The organism is Corynebacterium sp. c3Ub_189, assembly GCF_039907195.1.
Lineage (GTDB): Bacteria > Actinomycetota > Actinomycetes > Mycobacteriales > Mycobacteriaceae > Corynebacterium.
The window spans coordinates 73,604-94,422 of the sequence record NZ_JASBOF010000011.1; the positions used below are offsets into that span (position 1 = coordinate 73,604).

At 60.9% G+C, this 20,819-nt stretch carries 17 protein-coding genes and 1 pseudogene; 10 read left to right on the forward strand and 8 right to left on the reverse strand.

Translation table 11 applies throughout. The annotated features are described in order from the left end of the window. Positions 1 to 109: 109 nt before the first annotated feature. Genes QKD99_RS07005 through QKD99_RS07015 form a run of 3 tightly spaced genes read left to right on the forward strand, consistent with a single transcriptional unit; the run spans position 110 to position 2,677 of the window. The gene (locus QKD99_RS07005; RefSeq protein WP_347951085.1) at positions 110 to 925 is read left to right on the forward strand and encodes a GDSL-type esterase/lipase family protein; all 816 of its coding nucleotides are present in this window, start codon (positions 110 to 112) and stop codon (positions 923 to 925) included. A gap of 52 nt (positions 926 to 977) precedes the next feature. Continuing rightward, a complete protein-coding gene (locus QKD99_RS07010) occupies positions 978 to 2,063 on the forward strand; it encodes an S-(hydroxymethyl)mycothiol dehydrogenase (RefSeq protein ID WP_200435940.1) in 1,086 nt (361 codons plus the stop codon). Then, complete coding sequence (locus tag QKD99_RS07015; RefSeq protein WP_005323087.1) at positions 2,063 to 2,677, forward strand: MBL fold metallo-hydrolase; 615 nt, start codon at positions 2,063 to 2,065, stop codon at positions 2,675 to 2,677. The genes QKD99_RS07010 and QKD99_RS07015 overlap by 1 nt, the downstream gene beginning before the upstream one ends. A gap of 3 nt (positions 2,678 to 2,680) precedes the next feature. On the opposite strand, the gene rfbA is transcribed toward QKD99_RS07015, so the two are convergent. The 7 genes from rfbA to QKD99_RS07050 form a co-directional block, all read right to left on the reverse strand. Beyond that, positions 2,681 to 3,529, reverse strand: a complete 849-nt coding sequence (gene rfbA, locus QKD99_RS07020) for a glucose-1-phosphate thymidylyltransferase RfbA (RefSeq protein WP_284815646.1) — start codon at positions 3,527 to 3,529, stop codon at positions 2,681 to 2,683. Beyond that, positions 3,530 to 4,885 (reverse strand): dTDP-4-dehydrorhamnose reductase, encoded by a 1,356-nt coding sequence (gene rfbD / locus QKD99_RS07025; protein WP_347951086.1) that lies wholly within the window; start codon positions 4,883 to 4,885, stop codon positions 3,530 to 3,532. A 2-nt stretch (positions 4,886 to 4,887) separates the two neighbouring features. Continuing rightward, positions 4,888 to 5,883 carry a dTDP-glucose 4,6-dehydratase gene (gene rfbB / locus QKD99_RS07030; RefSeq protein WP_347951094.1) on the reverse strand — a complete coding sequence of 332 codons (996 nt, stop codon included), beginning with the start codon at positions 5,881 to 5,883 and terminating at the stop codon, positions 4,888 to 4,890. Positions 5,884 to 5,947: 64 nt separating this feature from the next. Further along, entirely contained in the window at positions 5,948 to 7,426 is a 1,479-nt protein-coding gene (locus tag QKD99_RS07035) for a DUF222 domain-containing protein (protein WP_347951087.1), read from the reverse strand. A 140-nt stretch (positions 7,427 to 7,566) separates the two neighbouring features. Then, on the reverse strand, positions 7,567 to 8,892 hold the full coding sequence (locus QKD99_RS07040) for a M1 family metallopeptidase (RefSeq protein WP_347951088.1): 1,326 nt from the start codon (positions 8,890 to 8,892) through the stop codon (positions 7,567 to 7,569). A 45-nt stretch (positions 8,893 to 8,937) separates the two neighbouring features. Next, positions 8,938 to 10,017: an alpha/beta hydrolase family protein gene (locus QKD99_RS07045; protein WP_347951089.1), complete on the reverse strand. Its 1,080-nt coding sequence runs from the start codon at positions 10,015 to 10,017 to the stop codon at positions 8,938 to 8,940. A gap of 51 nt (positions 10,018 to 10,068) precedes the next feature. Then, positions 10,069 to 11,445, reverse strand: a complete 1,377-nt coding sequence (locus QKD99_RS07050; protein ID WP_347951090.1) for an alpha/beta hydrolase family protein — start codon at positions 11,443 to 11,445, stop codon at positions 10,069 to 10,071. A 534-nt stretch (positions 11,446 to 11,979) separates the two neighbouring features. Between QKD99_RS07050 and lpdA the strand changes: the two genes are divergently transcribed. Beyond that, positions 11,980 to 13,392, forward strand: a complete 1,413-nt coding sequence (gene lpdA / locus QKD99_RS07055) for a dihydrolipoyl dehydrogenase (protein ID WP_005327177.1) — start codon at positions 11,980 to 11,982, stop codon at positions 13,390 to 13,392. A 126-nt stretch (positions 13,393 to 13,518) separates the two neighbouring features. Here the strand turns inward: lpdA and ramB are convergent, their stop codons facing one another. Continuing rightward, positions 13,519 to 14,928, reverse strand: a complete 1,410-nt coding sequence (gene ramB, locus QKD99_RS07060; protein ID WP_347951091.1) for an acetate metabolism transcriptional regulator RamB — start codon at positions 14,926 to 14,928, stop codon at positions 13,519 to 13,521. Positions 14,929 to 15,297: 369 nt separating this feature from the next. Between ramB and QKD99_RS07065 the strand changes: the two genes are divergently transcribed. The 6 genes and pseudogenes from QKD99_RS07065 to QKD99_RS07090 form a co-directional block, all read left to right on the forward strand. Beyond that, positions 15,298 to 16,053 carry a succinate dehydrogenase cytochrome b subunit gene (locus QKD99_RS07065; RefSeq protein WP_239278512.1) on the forward strand — a complete coding sequence of 252 codons (756 nt, stop codon included), beginning with the start codon at positions 15,298 to 15,300 and terminating at the stop codon, positions 16,051 to 16,053. A 15-nt stretch (positions 16,054 to 16,068) separates the two neighbouring features. Further along, on the forward strand, positions 16,069 to 18,084 hold the full coding sequence (locus QKD99_RS07070; RefSeq protein ID WP_284769392.1) for a fumarate reductase/succinate dehydrogenase flavoprotein subunit: 2,016 nt from the start codon (positions 16,069 to 16,071) through the stop codon (positions 18,082 to 18,084). Next, a complete protein-coding gene (locus QKD99_RS07075) occupies positions 18,084 to 18,833 on the forward strand; it encodes a succinate dehydrogenase/fumarate reductase iron-sulfur subunit (RefSeq protein ID WP_005323073.1) in 750 nt (249 codons plus the stop codon). Before QKD99_RS07070 ends, QKD99_RS07075 begins: the two co-directional genes overlap by 1 nt. 56 nt (positions 18,834 to 18,889) lie before the next feature. Beyond that, positions 18,890 to 19,264, forward strand: coding sequence for a hypothetical protein (locus QKD99_RS07080; protein WP_049377823.1), 375 nt, complete (start codon positions 18,890 to 18,892; stop codon positions 19,262 to 19,264). A 284-nt stretch (positions 19,265 to 19,548) separates the two neighbouring features. After that, positions 19,549 to 20,071, forward strand: a pseudogene (locus QKD99_RS07085) (IS6 family transposase); the annotation flags it as partial. 428 nt (positions 20,072 to 20,499) lie between these two features. After that, positions 20,500 to 20,819 (forward strand): pentapeptide repeat-containing protein (locus QKD99_RS07090; RefSeq protein WP_347951092.1); only part of this gene is annotated, 320 nt, incomplete at its 3' end.

The following is a 20,819-nucleotide window of genomic DNA, read 5'->3' on the forward strand; positions in this document are numbered from 1 at the left end:
CCATGGACGATATCGTGAGAGAGGCGGGCGGTGTTGCCGCCAACTCGAAATATGTTACAGAAGTAACTACAGTTACCTGAAGTTACTGGTGTTTCTAGAAAAGGATCTCATGAAATCTCTGCAGCTGAAAGTACTCTCCGTGGTGGCTTCCGCGCTGACCGTGCTGGGTGTGGTGGCCGCGCCGCAGGCCACCGCCGCGGAGCGCAACCTAGTAGCCTTCGGCGATTCCGTCTTGGCGGATCCAGATGCCGGCGCCTACTTCGCCCACCGCTACGATCCCTCTAAAGGTGTGGGCGTAGATTGCCCGACCTCCAATAACTACGCCAAGCGCGCCGGCGCCAAGCTGCGCCTTCCGGTGCGGGATTTCTCCTGCTCCGGTGCCGTGTCCATGTCTCGCGGTCCGCAGGTTTCCCAGCAGGTGGATGCGGCCATCCGCAGCGGTGCGCTGACTCCGGCTACCAACCGCGTAGTTATTACTACCGGTTTCAATGACACCTATAACCACCGCGAGCTCAACCTGCCGCAGATTCGTAAGCAATTCGCGGACCGCACCGCTCCGCAGATCGAGCGCATCAAGCGCGCGGCCCCGAACGCCCGCGTCCAGATCGTTGGCTACCCCACCATCGGTTCCGGCCCGTACTACTGCCTCTTCCACTTCGGTCCGCGCCCGGCCGATTCCACCTTCCTGCCGCCAATCCAGGACTTTGAGAATAAGGCCCAGTGGATGCAGGTGGACTTGGCGGCGCGCACCGGCGTGCAGTTCCTGGATATGAAGCCCTCTACCCGCAATAACGGCATGTGCGCCGATGCAAACCAGCGCATGTGGGCTGGTCTGGTGGACTTTACTGGCGGCGACGGCAACCTGCCCATCCATATGAACCAGCGCGGCCACGAGCATGCGGCCAACGTCATTGCCCGCTCTTAAAAAGAATTTTCAATAATGTGCCGATTTTGAAAATATCGGTACGCTTGGGCGCATGACTGTAAAAGCTGTTATTGCCCGCTCCAAGGGCGCGGAAGTCGAAACTGTCAACATTGTCGTTCCTGATCCCGGCCCTAACGACGTCATCGTGCGCGTCCAGGCCTGCGGTGTGTGCCACACCGACCTTGCTTACCGCGATGGCGATATTGAAGACGCTTTCCCCTTCCTGCTCGGCCACGAGGCCGCAGGCGTGGTGGAAACCGTAGGTTCTGCGGTTACCCACGTGGAGGAAGGCGACTTCGTCATTTTGAACTGGCGCGCCGTGTGCGGCGAGTGCCGCGCCTGCAAGAAGGGCGAGCCAAAGTACTGCTTCAATACCCACAACGCCTCCAAGAAGATGACCCTCGAGGATGGCACCGAGCTCACCCCTGCGCTGGGCATCGGTTCCTTCGCTGAGAAGACCCTGGTCCACGAGGGCCAGTGCACCAAGGTGGAAGACACCGACCCAGCCGCCGCCGGCCTACTGGGCTGCGGCATCATGGCGGGCCTCGGCGCAGCCGTGAACACCGGCGATATCCAGCTCGGCGAGTCCGTTGCCGTCTTCGGCTGCGGCGGCGTGGGTATGGCTGCCATTGCGGGCGCCAAGCTGGCGAGCGCGGCCAAGATCATTGCTGTGGACATCGACGAGTCCAAGCTGGAGACCGCCCGCGAGTTCGGCGCGACCGACACCATCTGCTCCAAGGATCTGTCGGAGCAGGAGGTTATTGACGCCGTCCGCGAGCTCACCGGCGGCTTCGGCACCGACGTCTCTATCGACGCCGTGGGCATTCAGCCCACCTGGCGCCAGGCCTTCTACTCCCGCGACCACGCCGGCCGCATGGTCATGGTGGGCGTGCCGAACCTCACCGACCACGTGGATATCCCGGCCATCGACCTCTACGGCCGCGGCGGTTCCATTAAGCCCGCGTGGTACGGCGATTGCCTCCCAGAGCGTGATTTCCCCGCTTATGTGGCGCTGTCTAAGGCCGGCAACTTCCCGCTGGATAAGTTCGTCTCCGAGCGCATTGCGCTTGACGACGTCGAGCAGGCCTTTACCACCATGAAGTCCGGCAAGGTTCTACGTTCGGTGGTGGAGTTCTAATGCGTATCGATAGCACGGTTACTTCTGGCAAGTTCCGCCTCGATGGCGGCGAGTGGGACGTGGACAATAACGTCTACGTCGTGGGCGATGACTCCAGCGTGTACGTGGTGGACCCCTCCCACGATCTCGATGCGGTAGCAGAGCTCGTTGGCGACCGTCGCGTGGAAGGCATCTTGCTCACCCACGCGCACAATGACCACTGCGAGCTCGCCCCCGAGGCCGCCAAGCGCTTCGATACCGAGGTCTACCTGCACCCGGACGATGACATGCTGTGGCAGGAGTCCAATGGTGATGCTCCGTACACGCCATTGGCGGACCGCGGCCAATTCGATATTGGCGGCGAGAAGATTACGGTCTACCACACCCCGGGCCACTCCCCGGGCTGCGTGGTGCTGCACGTGGGCGAGACGCTGCTGTCGGGCGATACGCTCTTCAACGGTGGCCCTGGTGCCACCGGCCGCAAGTACTCCGACTTCGATGTGATCATCGAGTCGCTGAAGAACGTCGTCTTCACCCTGCCCGAGGACACCAAGGTCCTGCCAGGGCATGGCGACGCTACGACGGTGGGCGCGGAGGCCGCGCGCATCGACGAATACATCGAGCGCGGCTACTAGCCTCTAGTACGCCCGCAGGTACTCGCCGTAGCCGGACTTGAGTAACGGCTCGGCGAGTTTTTCTAGCTGGGCGCGGTCGATGAAGCCCGCCTCGTATGCGGCGACCTCGGGCGATCCGATAACGATGCCGGTGCGTTTTTGCATCACCTCGACGTAGGCGGAGGCCTCGCTCATCGAGTCCACCGTTCCCGTATCGAGCCACACGCTCCCGCGGTGCAGGCGCTGGACATTGAGCTCGCCGCGGCGCAGGTACTCTTCGTTCACGGCCGTGATTTCCAGTTCGCCGCGGCCGCTGGGCTCGATGCCCTTGGCTATCTCCACCACGGAGTTGTCATAAAAGTACAAGCCCACCACCGCGTGGTTCGACCGCGGCACTTCCGGCTTTTCCTCGATGCTCAGCGCATGGCCGGCGGCGTCGAATTCCACGACACCATAGCGCTGCGGATCCGAGACCTCGTAGGCGAAGATGATGCCGCCCTCCGGATCTTGGCAGTGGGCGAGCTCGCCGCCGAAGCCGTGGAAGATATTATCGCCGAGTACCAGCGCGACGCTGTCGTCTCCAATAAACTCCTCGCCAATCAAAAAGGCCTGCGCGAGCCCCTCCGGCCGCGGTTGGACCGCGTAATCGATCATGAGTCCGAGCTGCGATCCATCGCCAAAGAGGCGCTGGAAGGCCCCCGCATCCTCCGGGGTGGTAATGATGAGGATTTCCCGAATACCCGCCTGAATGAGCGTGGTTAGCGGGTAATAAATCATCGGCTTGTCATAAATGGGCATGAGCTGCTTCGAGATGCCCTTGGTAATCGGGTAGAGCCGCGTGCCGGAACCGCCGGCCAGGATGATGCCTTTCATTTAATCCTCCGGGTACAGCGCCAAGTACAGGGCTAGGGCCGCGCGCCAATTCTGCGGCTTGAAGCCGGTAGCCTCGATTTTATCTAGCGCAAGCGTCGACTCCTTGGGGCGCGGTGCCTCGGGGCCCGCGATCTCGCGGTACTGCTCGGTGCTTACCGGAGTGACCTCGGCCGGGTCGTGGCCGAGACCGATGAACACGGCCATGGCAATCTCATCGCGGCCCACGGTATCGCCCGAGTTGGAGAGGTTATACACGCCGTAGTCCGCACCGGAGTTGAGCAGGTGCACGATGCCTTTGGCCAGGTCCTCGGCAAACGTGGGTCGCCCGCGCTGGTCGTGGATGACCTTCGGTTCCACTCCCTTTGCGGCCAGCCGGCGCATGGTGGACATGAAGTTCTCACCATCACCAAAGACCCAGGAAGTACGGATGACGTAGTGCTGCGGCGCGGTCTGCGCGGCGGTATCGCCCGCGGCTTTCGACGCCCCGTACGCACTCAGGGGCGACGGCAGTTCCTCCTCGGTGTGGACCTCGTTGGTGCCGTCGAAGATATAGTCGCTCGAGACATGCACCAGCGTGAGTTGGTTCTCCGCGGCGATGCGCGCCAGCCGTGCGGGCGCTTCCGCATTGACGGCCCAGGCGGCGGCGCGGTCGTTTTCGGCACCGTTGACGTCGTTATACGCCGCGCAATTGATGATGGCGGAGTACTGCTTCCAATTCCGTTCTGGTGGGTCGGTGATGTCGAAGTCGGCGTGGGTGCAAAACTCGGCGTCGGCAAGCAGGCGTTTGAGTGCCCGCCCCAACTGCCCGTTCCCACCCGTGACAAGAATGCGTCGGGCGGGCATCGGGCTCACGTCTGTGAGAGTGGGGTGCTGCTTGTCTTTCTCTGAAATCTCGGTGGGCTCCAGCGGCCAGTCCACGATGTTGAGGTTCACCGCGGCGTAGCGAGCTTCGGCCGACCAGTGCTCATTCACCAGGTAACAGTAGGAGGTTTCCTCCAGCGCCTGAAAGCCATTGGCGACGCCCCGCGGCACAAACACCGCAGTCTCCGGACCCACCTCGTGGGTGACGACCTTGCCAAAGCTTTCCGACCCCTCGCGCAAGTCGCACCATGCGCCGAAAATCCTGCCCTGTGCCACCGAGACGAGCTTGTCCCACGGCTCGGCGTGCAGGCCGCGCGTAGCACCGGCGTGGTTGAAAGAGATATTGTTCTGCACCGGCTGGAAGCTCGCGAGCTCGGGTGCGAGTCCGGTGAACTTCTCGCGTTGCCAATTCTCCTTGAACCAGCCGCGGTTATCGCCGTGCACGTCGAGGTCGATGATGAGCAGCCCCGGGATGGCGGTTTCGGTAATACGCATATCTACTGTCCTTGCTGCTTGTAGCGGGCTTCCACGTCTTCTTTCTCAGGCTTCCACCAGTCTTCGTTATCGCGGTACCACGCGATAGTGTCTTCGAGACCGGCGCGGATATCCGTGAACCGCGGAGTCCATCCCAGTTCGCGGCGCAGCTTGGTGGCGTCCATGGCATAGCGCTGGTCATGGCCGGGGCGGTCCGCCACGTGCTCATAGAGTGCGCGCCCATTGCGGGTGTGGCCCATGATTTCGCAGATCAGCTCAATGACCTGCTTATTATTAATATCTTCCTGGTCTGCGCCGATATTGTAGGTCTCGCCGATGCGGCCCCGCTCGAGGATGGCGAGCACCGCTTCGTTGTGGTCATCGACGTGGATCCAATCGCGCACCTGCTCGCCGGTGCCATAGAGCTTTGGCGTGTGACCGGAGAGGATATTGGTGATTTGGCGGGGGATGAACTTCTCGATGTGTTGGTACGGCCCGTAATTATTGGAGCAGTTTGAGATGGTGGCGCGCAGCCCGAAGGAGCGAACCCATGCCCGCACGAGGTGGTCAGAACCCGCCTTGGTGGCCGAGTAGGGGCTGGAGGGAGCGTAGGCGGTGTGCTCAGTAAACTTGGTGTCTGCCCCGATTTCCAGGTCACCGAAAACCTCGTCAGTGGAGACATGGTGGAAGCGGGTATCGTGCTTGCGGCAGGCTTCCAGAAGGTTGAAGGTGCCTACGAGGTTCGTGTGGATGAAGGGCGAGGGGTCGCGCAAAGAATTGTCGTTATGGGACTCGGCGGCAAAATGAACCACTACATCGGCAGCGGCGACGCGCGGTTCTACGGTGGCGGGATCGGCGATATCGCCTTCCACGAGGTCAATATCGAGGCCGGCGAGGTTAGCGCGGTTTCCGGCGTAGGTGAGTTTATCGAGCACCGTAACGCGGGTATCGGGACGCGCCTGGCATATAAGGCGCACGAAATTGGCGCCGATAAAACCGGCGCCGCCAGTGACGAGCATCGTTTGCATGGTTATCCAGTGTAGGGCAGTCGGGCGCGCGGCTGTGGCAGGCTGCGGGCCCCGGTCAGGCCGCGCCCGGGGGTGGCGGCGGTGGCGAAGGCGGATCGGTGAGCCTGCGGGCCGGGGCTTGTTCCGCGGCGGGGTGCTCGTTGACCTTCACGGTGGGCGATAGGCCGTCGGGGTGGGCGGCTCGGTATCCTACCCGGCCCGTGTCGAGGTCTCGTTCGGCGTGTCCCATTCCGTTGCGGCCATCGCGGTAATCGTTATTGTCCACGTGGTGCCGGCGGCATAACAGAGTGAGGTTCTTGAGGTCGGTGGCACCACCGTGGGACCAGGCTTGGAGGTGGTGGACGTCGCAGTCCTGCCACGGGCGGTGGCACTCTGGGTGCGTGCAGACGAGCTCGGAGGCTGCGAGAGCGAGCTTCTGCCACAGAGAAGCGGTGCGCTTGGTGCGGCCAAGCTCGAGGGGGAAGCCCTTGTCGTCCACAGCACAGAAGAAATCGTGCTGCGCGCCGCCCAGGCGGAGGAAGTCGAGCGGAGTGAGCTCGATGCCGGTGCTGGTGGCGAAGCGGGTATCTCCGCCCATTGCCTCCAGTTCTTCCAATGTGGTGGCGACGAAGAAGGAGCCGAGACCGTCGGAGTTCTTTTGGGTGGCGGAAAGGTAGCTCGACAGGGCGGCGGTTAGTTGGTCCGCCATGCGTTGGGCATAGGTGCGGGTATCGTCCTCGGGGCTGAGGTCCGCGCTGCCCTTATTCTTTGCGGGCGCGAAGGCGCTGGCGAGGATGGCGGCTGCGGAGGCATCGAGGTAGCCGGAGATGTGCACGCCGCCGTCAGCATCTTGGCGGGAGATACTAAAGCGGCGCTTGCGGGTAGCGGCGTGCGGATCGGGCTCGCCGGCTGGGTTGAGAGCGTGCTTATTCGCTTTGCGGATGGCCTTGCGCAGCCACTCTCGTAGAGAGTCGAAGGAACGACGCTTGGCCTGCCCGAGAGCTTGATTGCGCAGTTCGCTCGGGCCAGGGATGGCGTACTTGCTGAGGCTGCGCAACTCGTTTTCGATGAGGTTGAGGATGCGCTCGGGGATAGGCTCTTCCTCAAAGAGCTTCTTGCGGCGCTTCTCCTCCTCGCGCCGCTCGCGGTCGGCGCGGCGGCGGGATTCCTCCTCGGCTCGGGCGCGTGCGGCCTCGTCAGCATCGGGGTCCGCAGGGGGAGCCGGCTCCGGATCGGGGATGGGTGCGAAGAGATTGCGTCCATTGCGGAGGCGGGCGGCGGCCTCGGCATCGGTAAGACCTAGGCGCGTGGTCAGGTAGTCCTTGGCCTTGGAGGAACCAACGCGGCGGCCGGCGTCATCCCGCTCCGCGATGAAAGCGAAGGCGGCGTCGATAGTGGACTTATTTCCTAGCGCCCGCTCCAAGTGCTCGAAATGAGGATGAAGAAGCTCGAAAGACAGATCGGAGGGATCTTGCATGAGGCTGCGCAGCTGGGTGAGCCCAGTGGCAACCTGCGCGATGGCGGAGTCTATCTCCGCGTGCTTGGTGGTCTGCATGCTCCCTCCCTTCCTTTTCGTTTACATGTTCTATCTTACCCAGATAAAACACCCCGTCAACAGGAAAGAAGGGACTGGTCAATAGATTAGACATTCCCCAAACAAACGCAGGAAAACCCCACAAAACGGGGCCAAAACCACTAACTCGGGAAGGGAGGAAGGGCCTTCTGGTTAAGCCAGGTGTCTACGGTGGCGTCGAAAAGCGCGGCGTCAGGAGCGGCGGCGCGGAAGGAATCCAGCAGCATGGAAGGCTCTACCACCGAATGCTGGTGCTCGGTGAGGTAGCTGCGGAGGGTGGTAAAGAAGGCGTCGCCAAGCAGGCGGTGGATGGCGTGCACGGTCAAGGCGCCGCGCTTATACACGCGGTCATCGAACATGTCGCGCGCACCCGGATCGGAAACGGTGAGGTTCTGCGCCTTGCGTCCCAGGACGTTGTAGTGGGAACGTGCCGCCTCGCGCGCGGTGGTCTCGCCCTTGTGCTCGCCCCATAGCCACTCGCTGTAGCAGGCAAAGCCCTCGTTGAGCCAGATATCCTTCCACTCGCCCAGGCCGACGGAATTGCCAAACCACTGGTGGGAAAGCTCATGGGCAATAAGACGCTCAAAGGCATGATCGCCCTTAATATGATTAGAGCCAAAGATGGACAGGCCCTGCGCCTCCAGCGGTATTTCCAGCTCATCTTCCGTGATGACCACCTGGTAATCCGTAAACGGGTAAGGGCCGTAAATGGAGGAGAAGAAGTCCACCATTTCCTGCTGCTGGGCAAACTCATCGAGCACGCGCTCGCGCAGCGCGGCCGGCGCCCAGGCGCGCGTGGAAGGCCCTAAATCAAAATTAGAGAACTCGCCTACCTGGACTGTCGCCAGGTAGGTGGCCATGGGCTCGCGGGTGCGGTAGTGCCACCGCGTGGTGGAGCCGCCCGCCCGGCGGGAGACGAGGTCACCATTGGATACCACGATGAAGGGATCATCGGCCGTAATGATGATGTCATAGTGCGCCTTTTCAGACGGCGTATCGTCACAAGGCAACCAACTCGGCGCGCCGTTGGGCTGGCTGGCCACCAGCGAGCCGGATTCGGTTTCTTCCCAGCCAATCTCGCCCCAGGTGGTGCGGATCGGCCGCGGGCTGCCGCCATAGCGAATAATCAGCTCAAATTCCGTACCAGCGGCAATCTCCTCAGCAAAACGCAGGCGCAGCTTGCCGGAAGACTGACGGAACTTAGCCACCCGCGGCGCACCCTTTGCGGTCACGCGCCGAGCCACCATCGCCCCGCCTAGGTCTAGGGTCAGCGACGTTAAATCCTCGTCGGCCCGGATGGCCAAAGTAGCCTCGCCTTGAAGTAGGTTGGGCTCCACGCGGTAGGTCAGATCCAGCGTGTAGTGGGAAACCTCGAAACCGAGGTTAAAATCCACGCCGGTATAAGGATCAGTGTGGGCACGCGAAAGGGCGGTAGGAAGCAACTTCATAATGCTGCAAGCCTACCGCCCTTTTAGTCGCGGAAAGAAACGAGCTTATTTATTGAAAGCGCGCTCGAAGACCGGCCAAGAATCCTTGAGGTCCGCAATCCAGTGCGGCCAGGAGTGGGTGCCGGTATTGCGGAAGTTGTAGGTCGCTGGGATGCCAGCCTGGTCCAGCTTGGCCTTAAAGTTGTGGGTGCAGTAGTTCACGCCAGCCTCGATGGCGCCGCCTTCCACCTGCAGCTGAGCGGAGCCCAAAGCAGCGGTAGCAGGGTTGTAGCCCTTAGCCACGTTATAGGAGAAGGTATCTTCCTTGCCTGCCAGCCCAGAACCGGAAGAGATGTACAGCTCCGTGCCGCGCAGCTTCTCGTGGTTCATCATCGCGTCGTTGTAGCGGTTGGTGGGGGAGCCGAACGGGCCCCACATCTGCTCCGTGGTCGCACCGCCGCGGTTGACGGTGAGCTCAACGGCCTTGTGCTCTACCGGGTAAGCGGTGGCCGCGCAGCCGGCGTAGGAACCCACGGCGTCGTAGAAGCCCTGGTTGTGCTCTGCCAGTAGCAGGGAGGAGGTGGCGGACATGGACATGCCCGCGATGGCACGGTGGTTATCGGCCTTGATATGGCCCTCGATGGCGCCCGGCAGTTCCTTGGTGAGGAAGGTCTCCCACTTCTGCGGCCCCTTGAGGTACTTGGAGTTCGGCTCGGAGACCCAGTCGGTGTAGTAGGAGAAAGCACCGGCCTGTGGGACGACCACGTTGACGTTCTTGGAGTGGTAGAAATCAACGGCGTCAGAAAGCTTCAGCCAGTCCATGTCCTGCTCCGCGCCACCTGCGCCATTGAGCAGGTAGATGGTCGGGCGGTTCTCATCCGTTGCGCGAATGACGGCCAGCGGAATCTTGCGGCCGTTCATGGCTGGGGAGGTGGCCTGCAGCTTTTCGACGCGCGGATCGTCCTTGTACTTCTGGTACCAGGTCTGCTGCTCCAGCTCTGGGGTGACCTCCAGCGGGGCCAGGGTGGACTGGGCGGCGGTGCCCGCTACCTGTTGCGGGGTGAGCTGTGCGGCCCCCGCCATCGGGGCGCAAGCCAAGCCTGCGCACACTGCGGTGCCGGCAAGGATGGAGCTAAGGCGCTTCATAGTGCTTCTTTCCTGTAGTTTATGAACTCGCTGATTATACTGCTGCGTTGCTTATTCCGCAGTACCGGCGGTCTCTGGGGCGTCAGCGGTCAGATCTTCGACGTAGTCCTTATCCGGGGACTGGTCAGCGGCGCTCGGGGCGTCCTTAACCTGCGCATCTTCCTCGGCCTGCGGTGCCTCGATAGAAAGCTCGTTGGGCTTTACCTCCGGCTCGGCCGGTGCCTCTGCAGCATCCTTGGCAAAGCCGCGCTCGAAGGTCTTCCACGAGGAGAAAATGTCATCGCGCCAGCCCGGCCAGGAGTGGGTGCCGGTATTGCGGAAGTTCCAGTCCGCGTCCATGCCCTGGGAATCCATCTTGGCCTTGAGGTCATGGGTGCAGGAATTCATCGCGGCCTCGATGACGCCGCCCTCAACGATGAGGGTGGAAGACCCCGGAACACCCCAGTCATTGGCGCCGCCCAGGCCGGAGTTGACCGAGACATAGGTCTCGGACTTGCCCAGGTTCTTCGGGTTAGCGTTCACCAGGGCATCGTTGTACACGTTGTACTCGCTGCCCATAGCGCCCCACATCTGGTCGGCCGAGCCACCGCCGCGGTTGACGGTCAGCTGGGTGTACAGGCGTGGCAGCGGGCGAGAGGTGGCAGCGCAGCCAGAGAAGGAGCCCACGGCGTTGTAGAAGCCCGGGTTGTGCTCTGCCAGCAGCAGGGAAGAGGTAGCGGACATGGACATGCCGGCGATACCGCGCTTGCCATTGCCGCCGATGTGCTTTTCCAGTGCGTCCGGTAGCTCCTTGGTGAGGAAGGTTTCCCACTTCTGCGGGCCCTTGAGGTAGCCATTATTCGGGGAAGATACCCAGTCGGTGTAGTAAGAGAAGGCGCCGGCCTGCGGGATGACCACATTGACGTCCTTGGACGTGTAGAAGTCCACCATGTCCTGCACGCCCTCAGTCTCAGGGTCGACGTCATGGTTGGCGGTGGCGGTCAGCCAGTCCATGCCCTGCTCAGCGCCGCCCGCGCCATTGAGCAGGTACAGGGTGGGGCGCTTCTTATCAAAGTTGCCGTCCGGGGTGATGACTGCCAGCGGAACCTCGCGGCCGTCCATGGCGGCGGAGGTGGCGGTCAGGGCCTTTACGTGGTTGCCGTAGTGCTTGCCAGCCTTGCTCTTATGGCCAAAGGCATAGCCCTTCCACTTGTCCTTGTCCTTCAGCTTGGCAATATCCACCACGCGGTTTTCGCCTTCGGTGGTGATCGCGTAGTTGATGTTTTCCGGATCTGCCGGGTCGGTGAGGTTGACCTCGCGGATGGTGGACGGGGTGGCGTCACCCTGGATCTCGGCCGGCTCGACGGCGGAGGCGATAGGGGCGGAGAGGACTCCTGCCGCGATGGCGATGCCTGCGACGCTGGAGCCGATAGAGCGCAAAGTATGCATATTTTTAGCTTCCTCGAGTTAAGAGAATCTTCTCAGTAGGTATCGTTCCGCAAAGCGGGAGTGTTAGCAAGACTCTATGCCTTAATAGCCCTTTTAATGTAGCAAAACCTGTGGCGCATGTGGTTTGTGTGTCATAATTCTGAACGCAGCGCGTATGTAACGGTGGCGCTACAATCTCCGCTAGTACTAAACGTGTGAATAATGTGGTCCCCATCCGCGGGCCCATCCCTCGCTCTAGGCAAGTAAAAACACAGAAAGAAGAATAATGAACGTTTTCGATTCCATCCTCGTGGCCATCAACGAAGTTCTGGGCCAGTTCCTGCACGCCGGCTCCTCCATGTCCTCCACCGCTGCACTGGCTCTCGGCCTGTTCTAAAACTCCGAGCCCATAGCCCTGCGTGGGGGCGTCGCGCGCTTGCCGACGCCACCGTGCAGGGCCTTTGTGCGTTTTACCCCCCGAAGCGTGGGGTACTCGGGCATAAGAGTGTGGCCCAATGCGCGACATGGAGGGGAAAGTTACGTATCCTAAAGGGCGTGACTAATGAACATTATGACGTAGTAGTACTCGGCGCGGGCCCTGGCGGCTACGTGGCCGCCATCCGTGCAGCTCAGCTTGGTAAGAAAGTTGCCGTAATCGAGAAGCAGTACTGGGGCGGTGTCTGCCTCAACGTAGGCTGCATCCCCTCTAAGGCGCTGCTGAAGAACGCTGAGGTTGCCCACACCTTCAACCACGAGGCCAAGGACTTCGGCATTTCCGGCGATGTCTCCTTCGACTTCGGTGTTGCCCACAAGCGTTCCCGCAAGGTTTCCGCGGGCATCGTCAAGGGTGTCCATTACCTGATGAAGAAGAACAAGATCACCGAAATCAACGGCCTTGGCTCCTTCAAGGACGATAAGACCATCGAAATCACCGATGGTGATGACAAGGGCAAGACCGTCACCTTCGATGACTGCATCATCGCAACCGGCTCCGTGGTCAAGTCCCTGCCGGGCGTTGAGCTCGGCGGCAACATCGTGTCCTACGAGGAGCAGATCCTCAACGATGAGGCCCCGAAGTCCATGGTCATCGTCGGCGCCGGCGCCATCGGCATGGAATTTGCTTATGTTCTGTCCAACTATGGCGTGGACGTCACCATCGTGGAGTTCATGGACCGCGTCCTGCCGAACGAGGACAAGGACGTCTCCAAGGCTATTGCCAAGGAGTACAAGAAGCTCGGCGTCAAGCTGCTGACCGGCTACAAGACCACCTCCGTGAAGGACAACGGCGATAATGTCACCGTTGAGGTGGAGTCTAAGGACGGCTCCAAGCAGGACACCCTCACCGTGGACCGCGCCATGATCTCCATTGGCTTCGCCCCGCGCACCGAGGGCTTCGGCCTGGAGAACACCGGCGTTGAGCTCACCGAGCGCGGCGCCATTGCCATCGATGACACCATGCGCACCAACGTTGACCACATCTACGCCATCGGTGACGTCACCGCGAAGCTGCAGCTCGCGCACGTTGCTGAGGCCCAGGGCGTTGTGGCCGCAGAGACCATCGCCGGCGTGGAGACCCAGCTTTTGGGCGACTACATGAATATGCCGCGCGCTACCTTCTGCAACCCGCAGGTCGCTTCCTTCGGCTACACCGAAGAGGCTGCCAAGGAGAAGTTCGCGGACCGCGACATTAAGGTTGCTACCTTCCCGTTCTCCGCTAACGGCAAGGCCGCTGGCCTCAATGAGACCGCCGGCTTTGTCAAGCTCATCGCGGACGGCGAGTACGGCGAGCTCATCGGCGGCCACATGGTGGGCTCCAACGTTTCCGAGCTGCTGCCGGAGCTGACCCTGGCGCAGCGCTTCGACCTCACCGCTGAGGAAATCGGCCGCAACGTTCACACCCACCCGACCCTCTCTGAGGCCATGAAGGAAGCAGCCGAGGGCATCGGCGGCCACATGATTAACCTCTAAGCAGGGCTACTTGCCGACGTCGCCTTTGAACGCGACGCCAGCGGCACCGCACCGTTCGCTCCCCTCGTTAGAGGGAGGCGGACCGCGGTGCCGCTTTTTTATGTGCAGTCCACCTGGGTGGCAGAATTAGTACGGTGCCACGGCGGAGCGGTGGGCATCGACGCTAATGACCTCATTGATGGGCGGGAAGGCGCGCTGCGCGCAGTTCTCGCGCGGGCACGTGCGGCAGCCGGAGCCGATGGGGGTGGCGGTGGAGAGGTCGGTGAGATCGAGCCCCTCGGCGTAGACAGTGCGGTCGGCGTGGCGGGCTTCGCAGCCTAGCCCGATGGCGAAGAGCTTATCGGTATCGCCAAAGCGCCCCTGGTGATGCTGGACGGCGCGCGAAATCCACAGGTAGTTACGGCCATCGGGCATCTGGGCCAGCTGGCGGGAGATAATGCCGGGCTGGGTGAAGGTCTCGTAGACATTCCACAGCGGGCAGGTGCCGCCGTTATTGGAAAAGTGCACGCCGGTGGCGGATTGGCGCTTGGACATATTGCCGGCGCGGTCGACGCGAACAAAAGTAAAAGGAATGCCGCGGAGGTTATCGCGCTGCAGGGTGGACAGGCGGGAGGCCACGGATTCATAGCCCACGCCGAAGACCTGGCAGAGGTATTCCACGTCGTAGCCGGAGCGCTCGGCTTCGGAATGCATCAGTGCATAGGGCATCACGGTGGCGGCGGCAAAGTAGCTGGCCAAGCCGCGCCGCGCGAGGTTGCGCGAAGCATCCGAGGTAAACGGCTCCTCCTCCACTAGGGAAGCGATGTCTTCCCCGGCCTCGAGGAAGCTCAGCTCCGCGGCCATGCGGAAGGCGCGCTGGCCTTCGCTCAGGCGCGACGCGAGCTGGAACTCGCCGGTTTCGCGGTCAAAGCTGTGTAGCGTGCCATCCATCTGGGAAGTGATGCGGATATCTACGTTGTGGCGATCGCGCAGGCGCTGGGCCAGGGCGTGTTCGGTGTCGCGAATGCCGAAGTGGGTGACCGAGAGGGCGTCGGCAAGTTGCTCTGCATGGTGGTCCAGGTTGTCCAAGTAGTTTTGGCGAGCGTAGAAGAAGTCGCGCACCTCGTCGTGCGGCATGGATAGGGCCTGGGTGGCCTCGGTGGTGCGGCGGGCATCAGTGGCCAGCGAGAGCTTATCGCGCACATTGCGGTAGCGGCGGTGGACGTCTACCAGCGTGCGAGCCACGGTGGGGTGGTTATAGACCAGCTCGGAGAGCTCCTGCAGCTCGACGGGGGAGGGGCAGAGCTCCTTGTCTTGGATGACGTCCTGGATCTCGGCGAGCAGGCGGGAGTCATCGTCGCGGGAGAAGAAGGTGGCATCGACGCCGAAGACCTCGGTGATGCGCAGGAGCACTGGGACTGTGAGCGGCCGGACGTCGTGCTCGATCTGGTTGACGTAGCTGGCGGAGAGACCCAGCGTCGCGGCAAGGGAAGCCTGACTGAGATCGCGCTCACGGCGAAGCTGGCGAAGGCGGGATCCCACATACGTCTTACTCATGCCGGCAAGGTTACTGGCTGGCCTGCGGGTGTGCACCCTAATCGCAAAGATCTTGCGAAGAATGTTCACCCGCCTGTGGGCTGCATGTGGGTTTCATGCGAAAGTTTGACACATAAAGGGGTAAGGCGGTCACTCTGGCAACACTGGGTGACCAAGTTCACAAATCTGGGGCGAATTACGCAACGCCAATATTGCGGAATTCCGAGCCGCCAAGGTAGTGACGTTTTGCCCGGAGGCTTTTAAGGTAACCCTTACCTAAGAGAATTCTGACTTTAACCGTACCGCTGTACCGTTAGCTGAAACGCTGCAGGAATTGACTAGTAACCAGCGGTTAAGCCCAGTTAAAGTGAGGGCGACAATGGAGGTGTCATGACTTTAAGAAATCCGGACCGTGAGGCAGTAGCTCACGGCCACATCACTAACGAACCAATCCGTCAGAAGCCGGGAGTGCCCTCCTGGGTTCTGAAGCTCATTATGGCCGTCACTGGCCTGCTTTTTGCCCTTTTTGTTGTTGGCCACATGGCCGGCAACCTGAAGTTGTACTTGCCGGCGCACGGCGGCGAAGAGGCGCTGGATGAATACGGCGCATTCCTGCGCTCCATGGGCGAGCCGTTGTTCCCGCACGAGGGCGCATTGTGGATTATCCGCGCCGTCCTGCTGGTTGCCATCCTCGCCCACATCTATGGTGCATTTGCCCTGACCGCACGCTCTAAGGCGTCCCGCGGCAAGTTCCGCCGCAGCAACCTGATGGGCGGCCTTGATTCCTTCGCTACCAAGTCCATGCTGGTCACCGGCATCGTCTTGCTGCTGTTCATCATCTTCCACCTGCTGGACCTGACCCTGGGCGTGCAACCTTTCGCCCCCGGCGACTTTGCAGAGGGCGCGGTGAAGGCCAACATGATCGCCACCTTCAGCCGCTGGCCGGTCACCATCGTGTACGTGATCGCTATGTGCTTCCTGTTCCTGCACCTCACCCACGGCATTCGCCTTGCCGCCTCTGACCTGGGTATCACCGGTGCGAAGTGGCGTCAGACCTTCCTGATCCTGGCGTACGTCATCCCGGCCGTTGTCTGCATCGGCAACATCGTTATGCCTTTGTCCGTTGCCCTGGGCTTGGTCAGCTAAAGGAGTTAGAAACCCATGACTAATACTGAACTCAAGCGCGAGCACCCTAAGTTCTCGCACCCACAGTCCATCGTTCCGGGCGTATCTGCCGGCAACATTCTGGAATCCCACGAGCCGCACGGCGTGCCGATGAAGGATATGTGGTCCCACCAAAAGGACCACATGCAGCTGGTCTCCCCGCTGAACCGCCGCAAGTTTGAGGTTCTCGTAGTTGGCACCGGCCTGTCCGCTGGTTCCGCTGCGGCCGCACTGGGCGAGCTGGGCTACAAGGTAAAGGTATTCACCTACCACGATTCCCCGCGCCGCGCGCACTCCATTGCCGCGCAGGGTGGCGTCAACGCCTCCCGTGCCAAGAAGGTGGACAACGACTCCGCCTACCGCCACACCAAGGACACCGTTAAGGGCGGCGACTACCGCTGCCGCGAGTCCGACTGCTGGCGCCTGGCAAACGAGTCCGTCCGCGTCATTGACCACATGAACGCCATCGGCGCCCCATTCGCTCGCGAGTACGGCGGCACCCTGGCTACCCGTTCCTTCGGTGGCGTGCAGGTCTCCCGTACCTACTACACCCGTGGCCAAACAGGTCAGCAGCTGCAGCTGTCCACCACCTCGGCGCTCTACCGCCAGATTGGCTTGGGCAACGTGGAGCTTTTCGCTCACAACGACCTGCAGGACATCATCGTCTACAACGACAATGGTAAGAAGCGCGCCGGCGGCATCGTTACCCGCAACCTGATTACCGGTGAGCTCAAGGCCTTCACCGGCCACGCAGTTGTGCTGGGTACCGGCGGCTACGGCAACGTCTACCACATGTCCACCCTGGCAAAGAACTCCAATGCCAGCGCCATGATGCGTGCGTATGACAGTGGTGCCTACCTGGCCTCCCCAGCCTTCGTGCAGTTCCACCCGACGGGCTTGCCGGTCAACTCCGATTGGCAGTCCAAGACCATCCTGATGTCGGAGTCCCTGCGTAACGACGGCCGCATTTGGTCCCCGAAGAAGGAGGGCGACGACCGCGACCCGAATACCATTCCGGAAGAAGAGCGCGACTACTTCTTGGAGCGCCGCTACCCGGCATTCGGCAACCTGGTTCCGCGCGACGTTGCCTCCCGTGCCATCTCTCAGCAGATCAACGCCGGCCTGGGTGTTGGCCCGCTGCACAACTCGGTGTACCTGGACTTCCGTGACGCCATCGAGCGCCTGGGCAAGGACAAGATCCGCGAGCGTTACTCCAACCTCATCGAGATGTACGAAGAGGCTATCGGCGAGTCCGCCTATGAGACCCCGATGCGCATCGCCCCGACCTGCCACTTCACCATGGGTGGCCTGTGGACGGACTTCAACGAGATGACCTCCATCGACGGCCTCTTTGCCGCCGGTGAGTGCTCCTGGACCTACCACGGTGCTAACCGCCTGGGTGCAAATTCCCTGCTTTCGGCTTCCGTCGATGGCTGGTTCACCCTGCCGTTTACCATCCCGAACTACCTGGCTGATCACCTCAACGAGGAGAAGCTGGCGGAGGATTCCCCAGAGGCACAGGCAACCCTGGCACAGTCCCAGGAGCGCATCGACCGCCTCATGGGCGTGCGCGGAGAGAACCCGCATGGTCCGTCCTACTACCACCGCCAGCTGGGCGATATCCTCTACCACGGCTGCGGTGTGTCCCGTAACGTCGAAGACCTCAAGGCCGCCATCACCAAGATCCGCGAGCTGCGCGAGGACTTCTGGGCTAATGTCCGCATCCCGGGCGAGGCCAATGACATGAACCAGGTCCTGGAATACGGCCTGCGCGTTGCCGACTACCTGGACTTGGGCGAGCTCATGTGTGTTGACGCTTTGGACCGCGATGAGTCCTGTGGTGCTCACTTCCGCGAGGACCACCTCACCGAGGACGGCGAGGCAGAACGCGACGATGAGAACTGGTGCTTTGTTTCCGCATGGGAGCCGGGCGCTAATAAGGGCGAGTTCATTCGCCACGCCGAGCCGCTGTACTTTGATTCGATCCCGCTGATGACAAGGAACTACAAGTAATGAAACTGACACTTGAGATCTGGCGTCAAGCCGGACCGACCCAAGAAGGCCACTTCGAGACCGTCCAGGTGGATGACGCCTCTGAGCAGATGTCCATCCTGGAACTGCTGGACCACGTCAACGAGGGCTACATTGAGCGCGGCGAAGAGCCCTTCGCTTTCGCTTCCGACTGCCGTGAGGGCATCTGCGGTACCTGTGGTTTGACCGTCAATGGTCGCCCGCACGGCCCAGGCCAGAACACCCCTGCCTGCCAGCAGCGCCTGTTTAACTTCACCGATGGCCAGACCGTCAAGCTGGAGCCATTCCGTTCTGCTGCCTACCCGGTCATCAAGGACATGGTCGTGGACCGCGCGGCACTGGATCACGTCATGGAGCAGGGCGGTTACGTCTCCATGGACGCTGGTACTGCTCCGGATGCGGATACCATGCACCTCAACCACGAGACTGCCGAGTACTCGCTGGACCACGCTGCCTGCATTGGCTGCGGTGCCTGCGTCGCTGCCTGCCCGAACGGTGCGGCTCACCTGTTTACCGGCGCGAAGCTGGTGCACCTTTCCCTCATGCCGCTGGGCAAGGAAGAGCGTGGCCGCCGTGCCCGCAACATGGTCGACGACCTGGAAGCCAACTTTGGTCACTGCTCCCTCTACGGTGAGTGCGCCGATGTCTGCCCGGCCGGCGTTCCGCTGACCGCAGTTTCTGCGGTTACCCGCGAACGTGCACGTGCTGCTTTCCGTGGCAAGGACGACTAAGCTAAGGTTATTCCGTAGGAATACTAGGAACGAGAGAAAGACAGAAAGACTCCGCCATGAGCGATAACACCCATGCAGTCGCTGACTACGCCAGCGAGACCTACCCAGAGTTCTCCGGCAAGATTCAGGACACCTACATTGAGGGCTACGATCCAGTATCCTTCGGTGCTCCTCACTCTTCCCTGCTTCGCACCTCCACCTGGGTGGGCATGGGTCTGATCCTGTCTTGCCTCCCGGCTGCCGGCATCATCATTTGGGGCCTTGGCGTGTGGGACACCCCGCTGGGCACCGCAGGCGAGGGTGACTACACCCTGACCATGATCATCGGTATCATCGCCCTAGTCATTGTGGCCATTGCTGCAGTAGGCACCGTCCACTACGGCCGCCGCTACTACCGCAAGTACCGCAAGGAAACCGGCCGCGTTAACTAGTATTCGCTTTTAAGCCAAGCACCAACAACCCCCGCTCCTCACAGCATGCACGCCATGCAGGGAGGCGGGGGGTGTTGCATATCTTGAGTCAAAGGCCCAAGAAGACGCCAACATAGCGTTGCTTTAAGCTGCGCTTGCCGACGCCTCCCTCCTTACCGTTGCTTCAACGCCCCCAGATTGCGATCGAGAGGTGCTCCCCGCGTTCGTAGTTGAACGAAGGCGGATCAGTGGGTGCTGTTGCAAAGTTGGGGCAGTAGGAAGAGCGACGTGAAATAATCACAGCCATGGGTATCTTCTCCGGTCGTCATTTCCCCTCGTGACATCATTTTGTGGGCAGTGCGGTGGTACTGCCGCTACGGGGTGAGCTACCGCGATCTGGAGGAAATGATGACCGAGCGGGGCGTGCCGGTCGATCACACCACGATCTACCGCTGGGTCCAGAAATACGCCCCTGAGCTGGACAAGCAAACACGGTGGTACCGACAGGTACCTTACTGGCAGGCCAGTTCCTGGCGGGTGGATGAGACCTATATCCGGGTCGGCGGCAGGTGGTGCTACCTCTATCGGGCGATCACCGCCGGTGGCCAGACCCTGGACTTTTACCTCTCTCCGAAGCGGAACGTGGCCGCAGCGAAGCGTTTCCTGGCCAAGGCCCTCAGATCCAATGCGTCAGCCGGGTATCCCAGAGTGATCAACACCGATAAAGCACCCTCACTAGCCAGGGCAATCGCCGAGTTGAAGTCAGAGGGAATCTGCCCGCCAACAGTGGAACACCGGCAGGTGAAATACCTCAACAACATCTTCCAGAATATCTAAGCAGGCTGGGCCATAATGCTGGCCAGGCGACGAAGAAAGGAGTGTTCGCGGTTCTCCACCCAACTTTGCAACAGCACCCCCGTATGCAACTCGATGCTAGAGACAAGAAATACAGTTTCGCTTTTCACTGTGAGTAGACATGGAAAATAGCAAAGTTCTTGTTTTAATTGGAATCACCCTAATTATTTGGTGCGCGTTATACAGGTACAGAACAACCACCGCTAAATGGGTTTTTATTGCAGCCTCTTTAAGCACCTGTCTAGCGTTTGTCCTAGGTCTATCAGGATTTCTAGGGTTAGGTCATGGTTACATCGATTTGTTGTCTCTAGTAAACGTATTTTTAAACGCATTTATATTGTTGGCCATAGGCCAGTTCCACAATCGAAACAGATCGGACCACGTAAAAGATGTATAGAGCAATGCCCCAAACGTGGGTCACGGGACTCGCTGGTAAAGACATTTCCGGAAAAGATATGTCCAACTATGACCTGACGGATATCAATCTCGAAGGAAGCATATGCAAAGGATGCTCTTTCCGCGGCTCCATGGTGGCATGGGCTAACTTGAAATCGGCAGATTTCACCGACGCAGATTTTACGAACGCAATTCTTAGCGAGTCAGACCTTCGTGGAGCGACGTTAACGCGCGCTAATTTTACGAACGCATATCTAGTACCTGTTACCGCCAATCCAAGGCAATTCTCTGAATGTACAGGTTTGGATGCAAGGAATGCGATATT

Bases quoted from the DNA above. Each gene is read 5' to 3' on its own strand.
- QKD99_RS07010 (WP_200435940.1), top strand. From the start codon at position 978: ATGACTGTAAAAGCTGTTATTGCCCGCTCCAAGGGCGCGGAAGTCGAA.
- QKD99_RS07075 (WP_005323073.1), top strand. From the start codon at position 18,084: ATGAAACTGACACTTGAGATCTGGCGTCAAGCCGGACCGACCCAAGAA.
- rfbB (WP_347951094.1), bottom strand. From the start codon at position 5,883: ATGCTCGTCACTGGCGGCGCCGGTTTTATCGGCGCCAATTTCGTGCGC.
- QKD99_RS07080 (WP_049377823.1), top strand. From the start codon at position 18,890: ATGAGCGATAACACCCATGCAGTCGCTGACTACGCCAGCGAGACCTAC.
- QKD99_RS07050 (WP_347951090.1), bottom strand. From the start codon at position 11,445: ATGCATACTTTGCGCTCTATCGGCTCCAGCGTCGCAGGCATCGCCATC.
- rfbD (WP_347951086.1), bottom strand. From the start codon at position 4,885: ATGCGTATTACCGAAACCGCCATCCCGGGGCTGCTCATCATCGACCTC.
- QKD99_RS07065 (WP_239278512.1), top strand. From the start codon at position 15,298: ATGACTTTAAGAAATCCGGACCGTGAGGCAGTAGCTCACGGCCACATC.
- QKD99_RS07015 (WP_005323087.1), top strand. From the start codon at position 2,063: ATGCGTATCGATAGCACGGTTACTTCTGGCAAGTTCCGCCTCGATGGC.
- QKD99_RS07040 (WP_347951088.1), bottom strand. From the start codon at position 8,892: ATGAAGTTGCTTCCTACCGCCCTTTCGCGTGCCCACACTGATCCTTAT.
- QKD99_RS07035 (WP_347951087.1), bottom strand. From the start codon at position 7,426: ATGCAGACCACCAAGCACGCGGAGATAGACTCCGCCATCGCGCAGGTT.
- QKD99_RS07070 (WP_284769392.1), top strand. From the start codon at position 16,069: ATGACTAATACTGAACTCAAGCGCGAGCACCCTAAGTTCTCGCACCCA.
- rfbA (WP_284815646.1), bottom strand. From the start codon at position 3,529: ATGAAAGGCATCATCCTGGCCGGCGGTTCCGGCACGCGGCTCTACCCG.
- QKD99_RS07005 (WP_347951085.1), top strand. From the start codon at position 110: ATGAAATCTCTGCAGCTGAAAGTACTCTCCGTGGTGGCTTCCGCGCTG.
- QKD99_RS07045 (WP_347951089.1), bottom strand. From the start codon at position 10,017: ATGAAGCGCCTTAGCTCCATCCTTGCCGGCACCGCAGTGTGCGCAGGC.
- ramB (WP_347951091.1), bottom strand. From the start codon at position 14,928: ATGAGTAAGACGTATGTGGGATCCCGCCTTCGCCAGCTTCGCCGTGAG.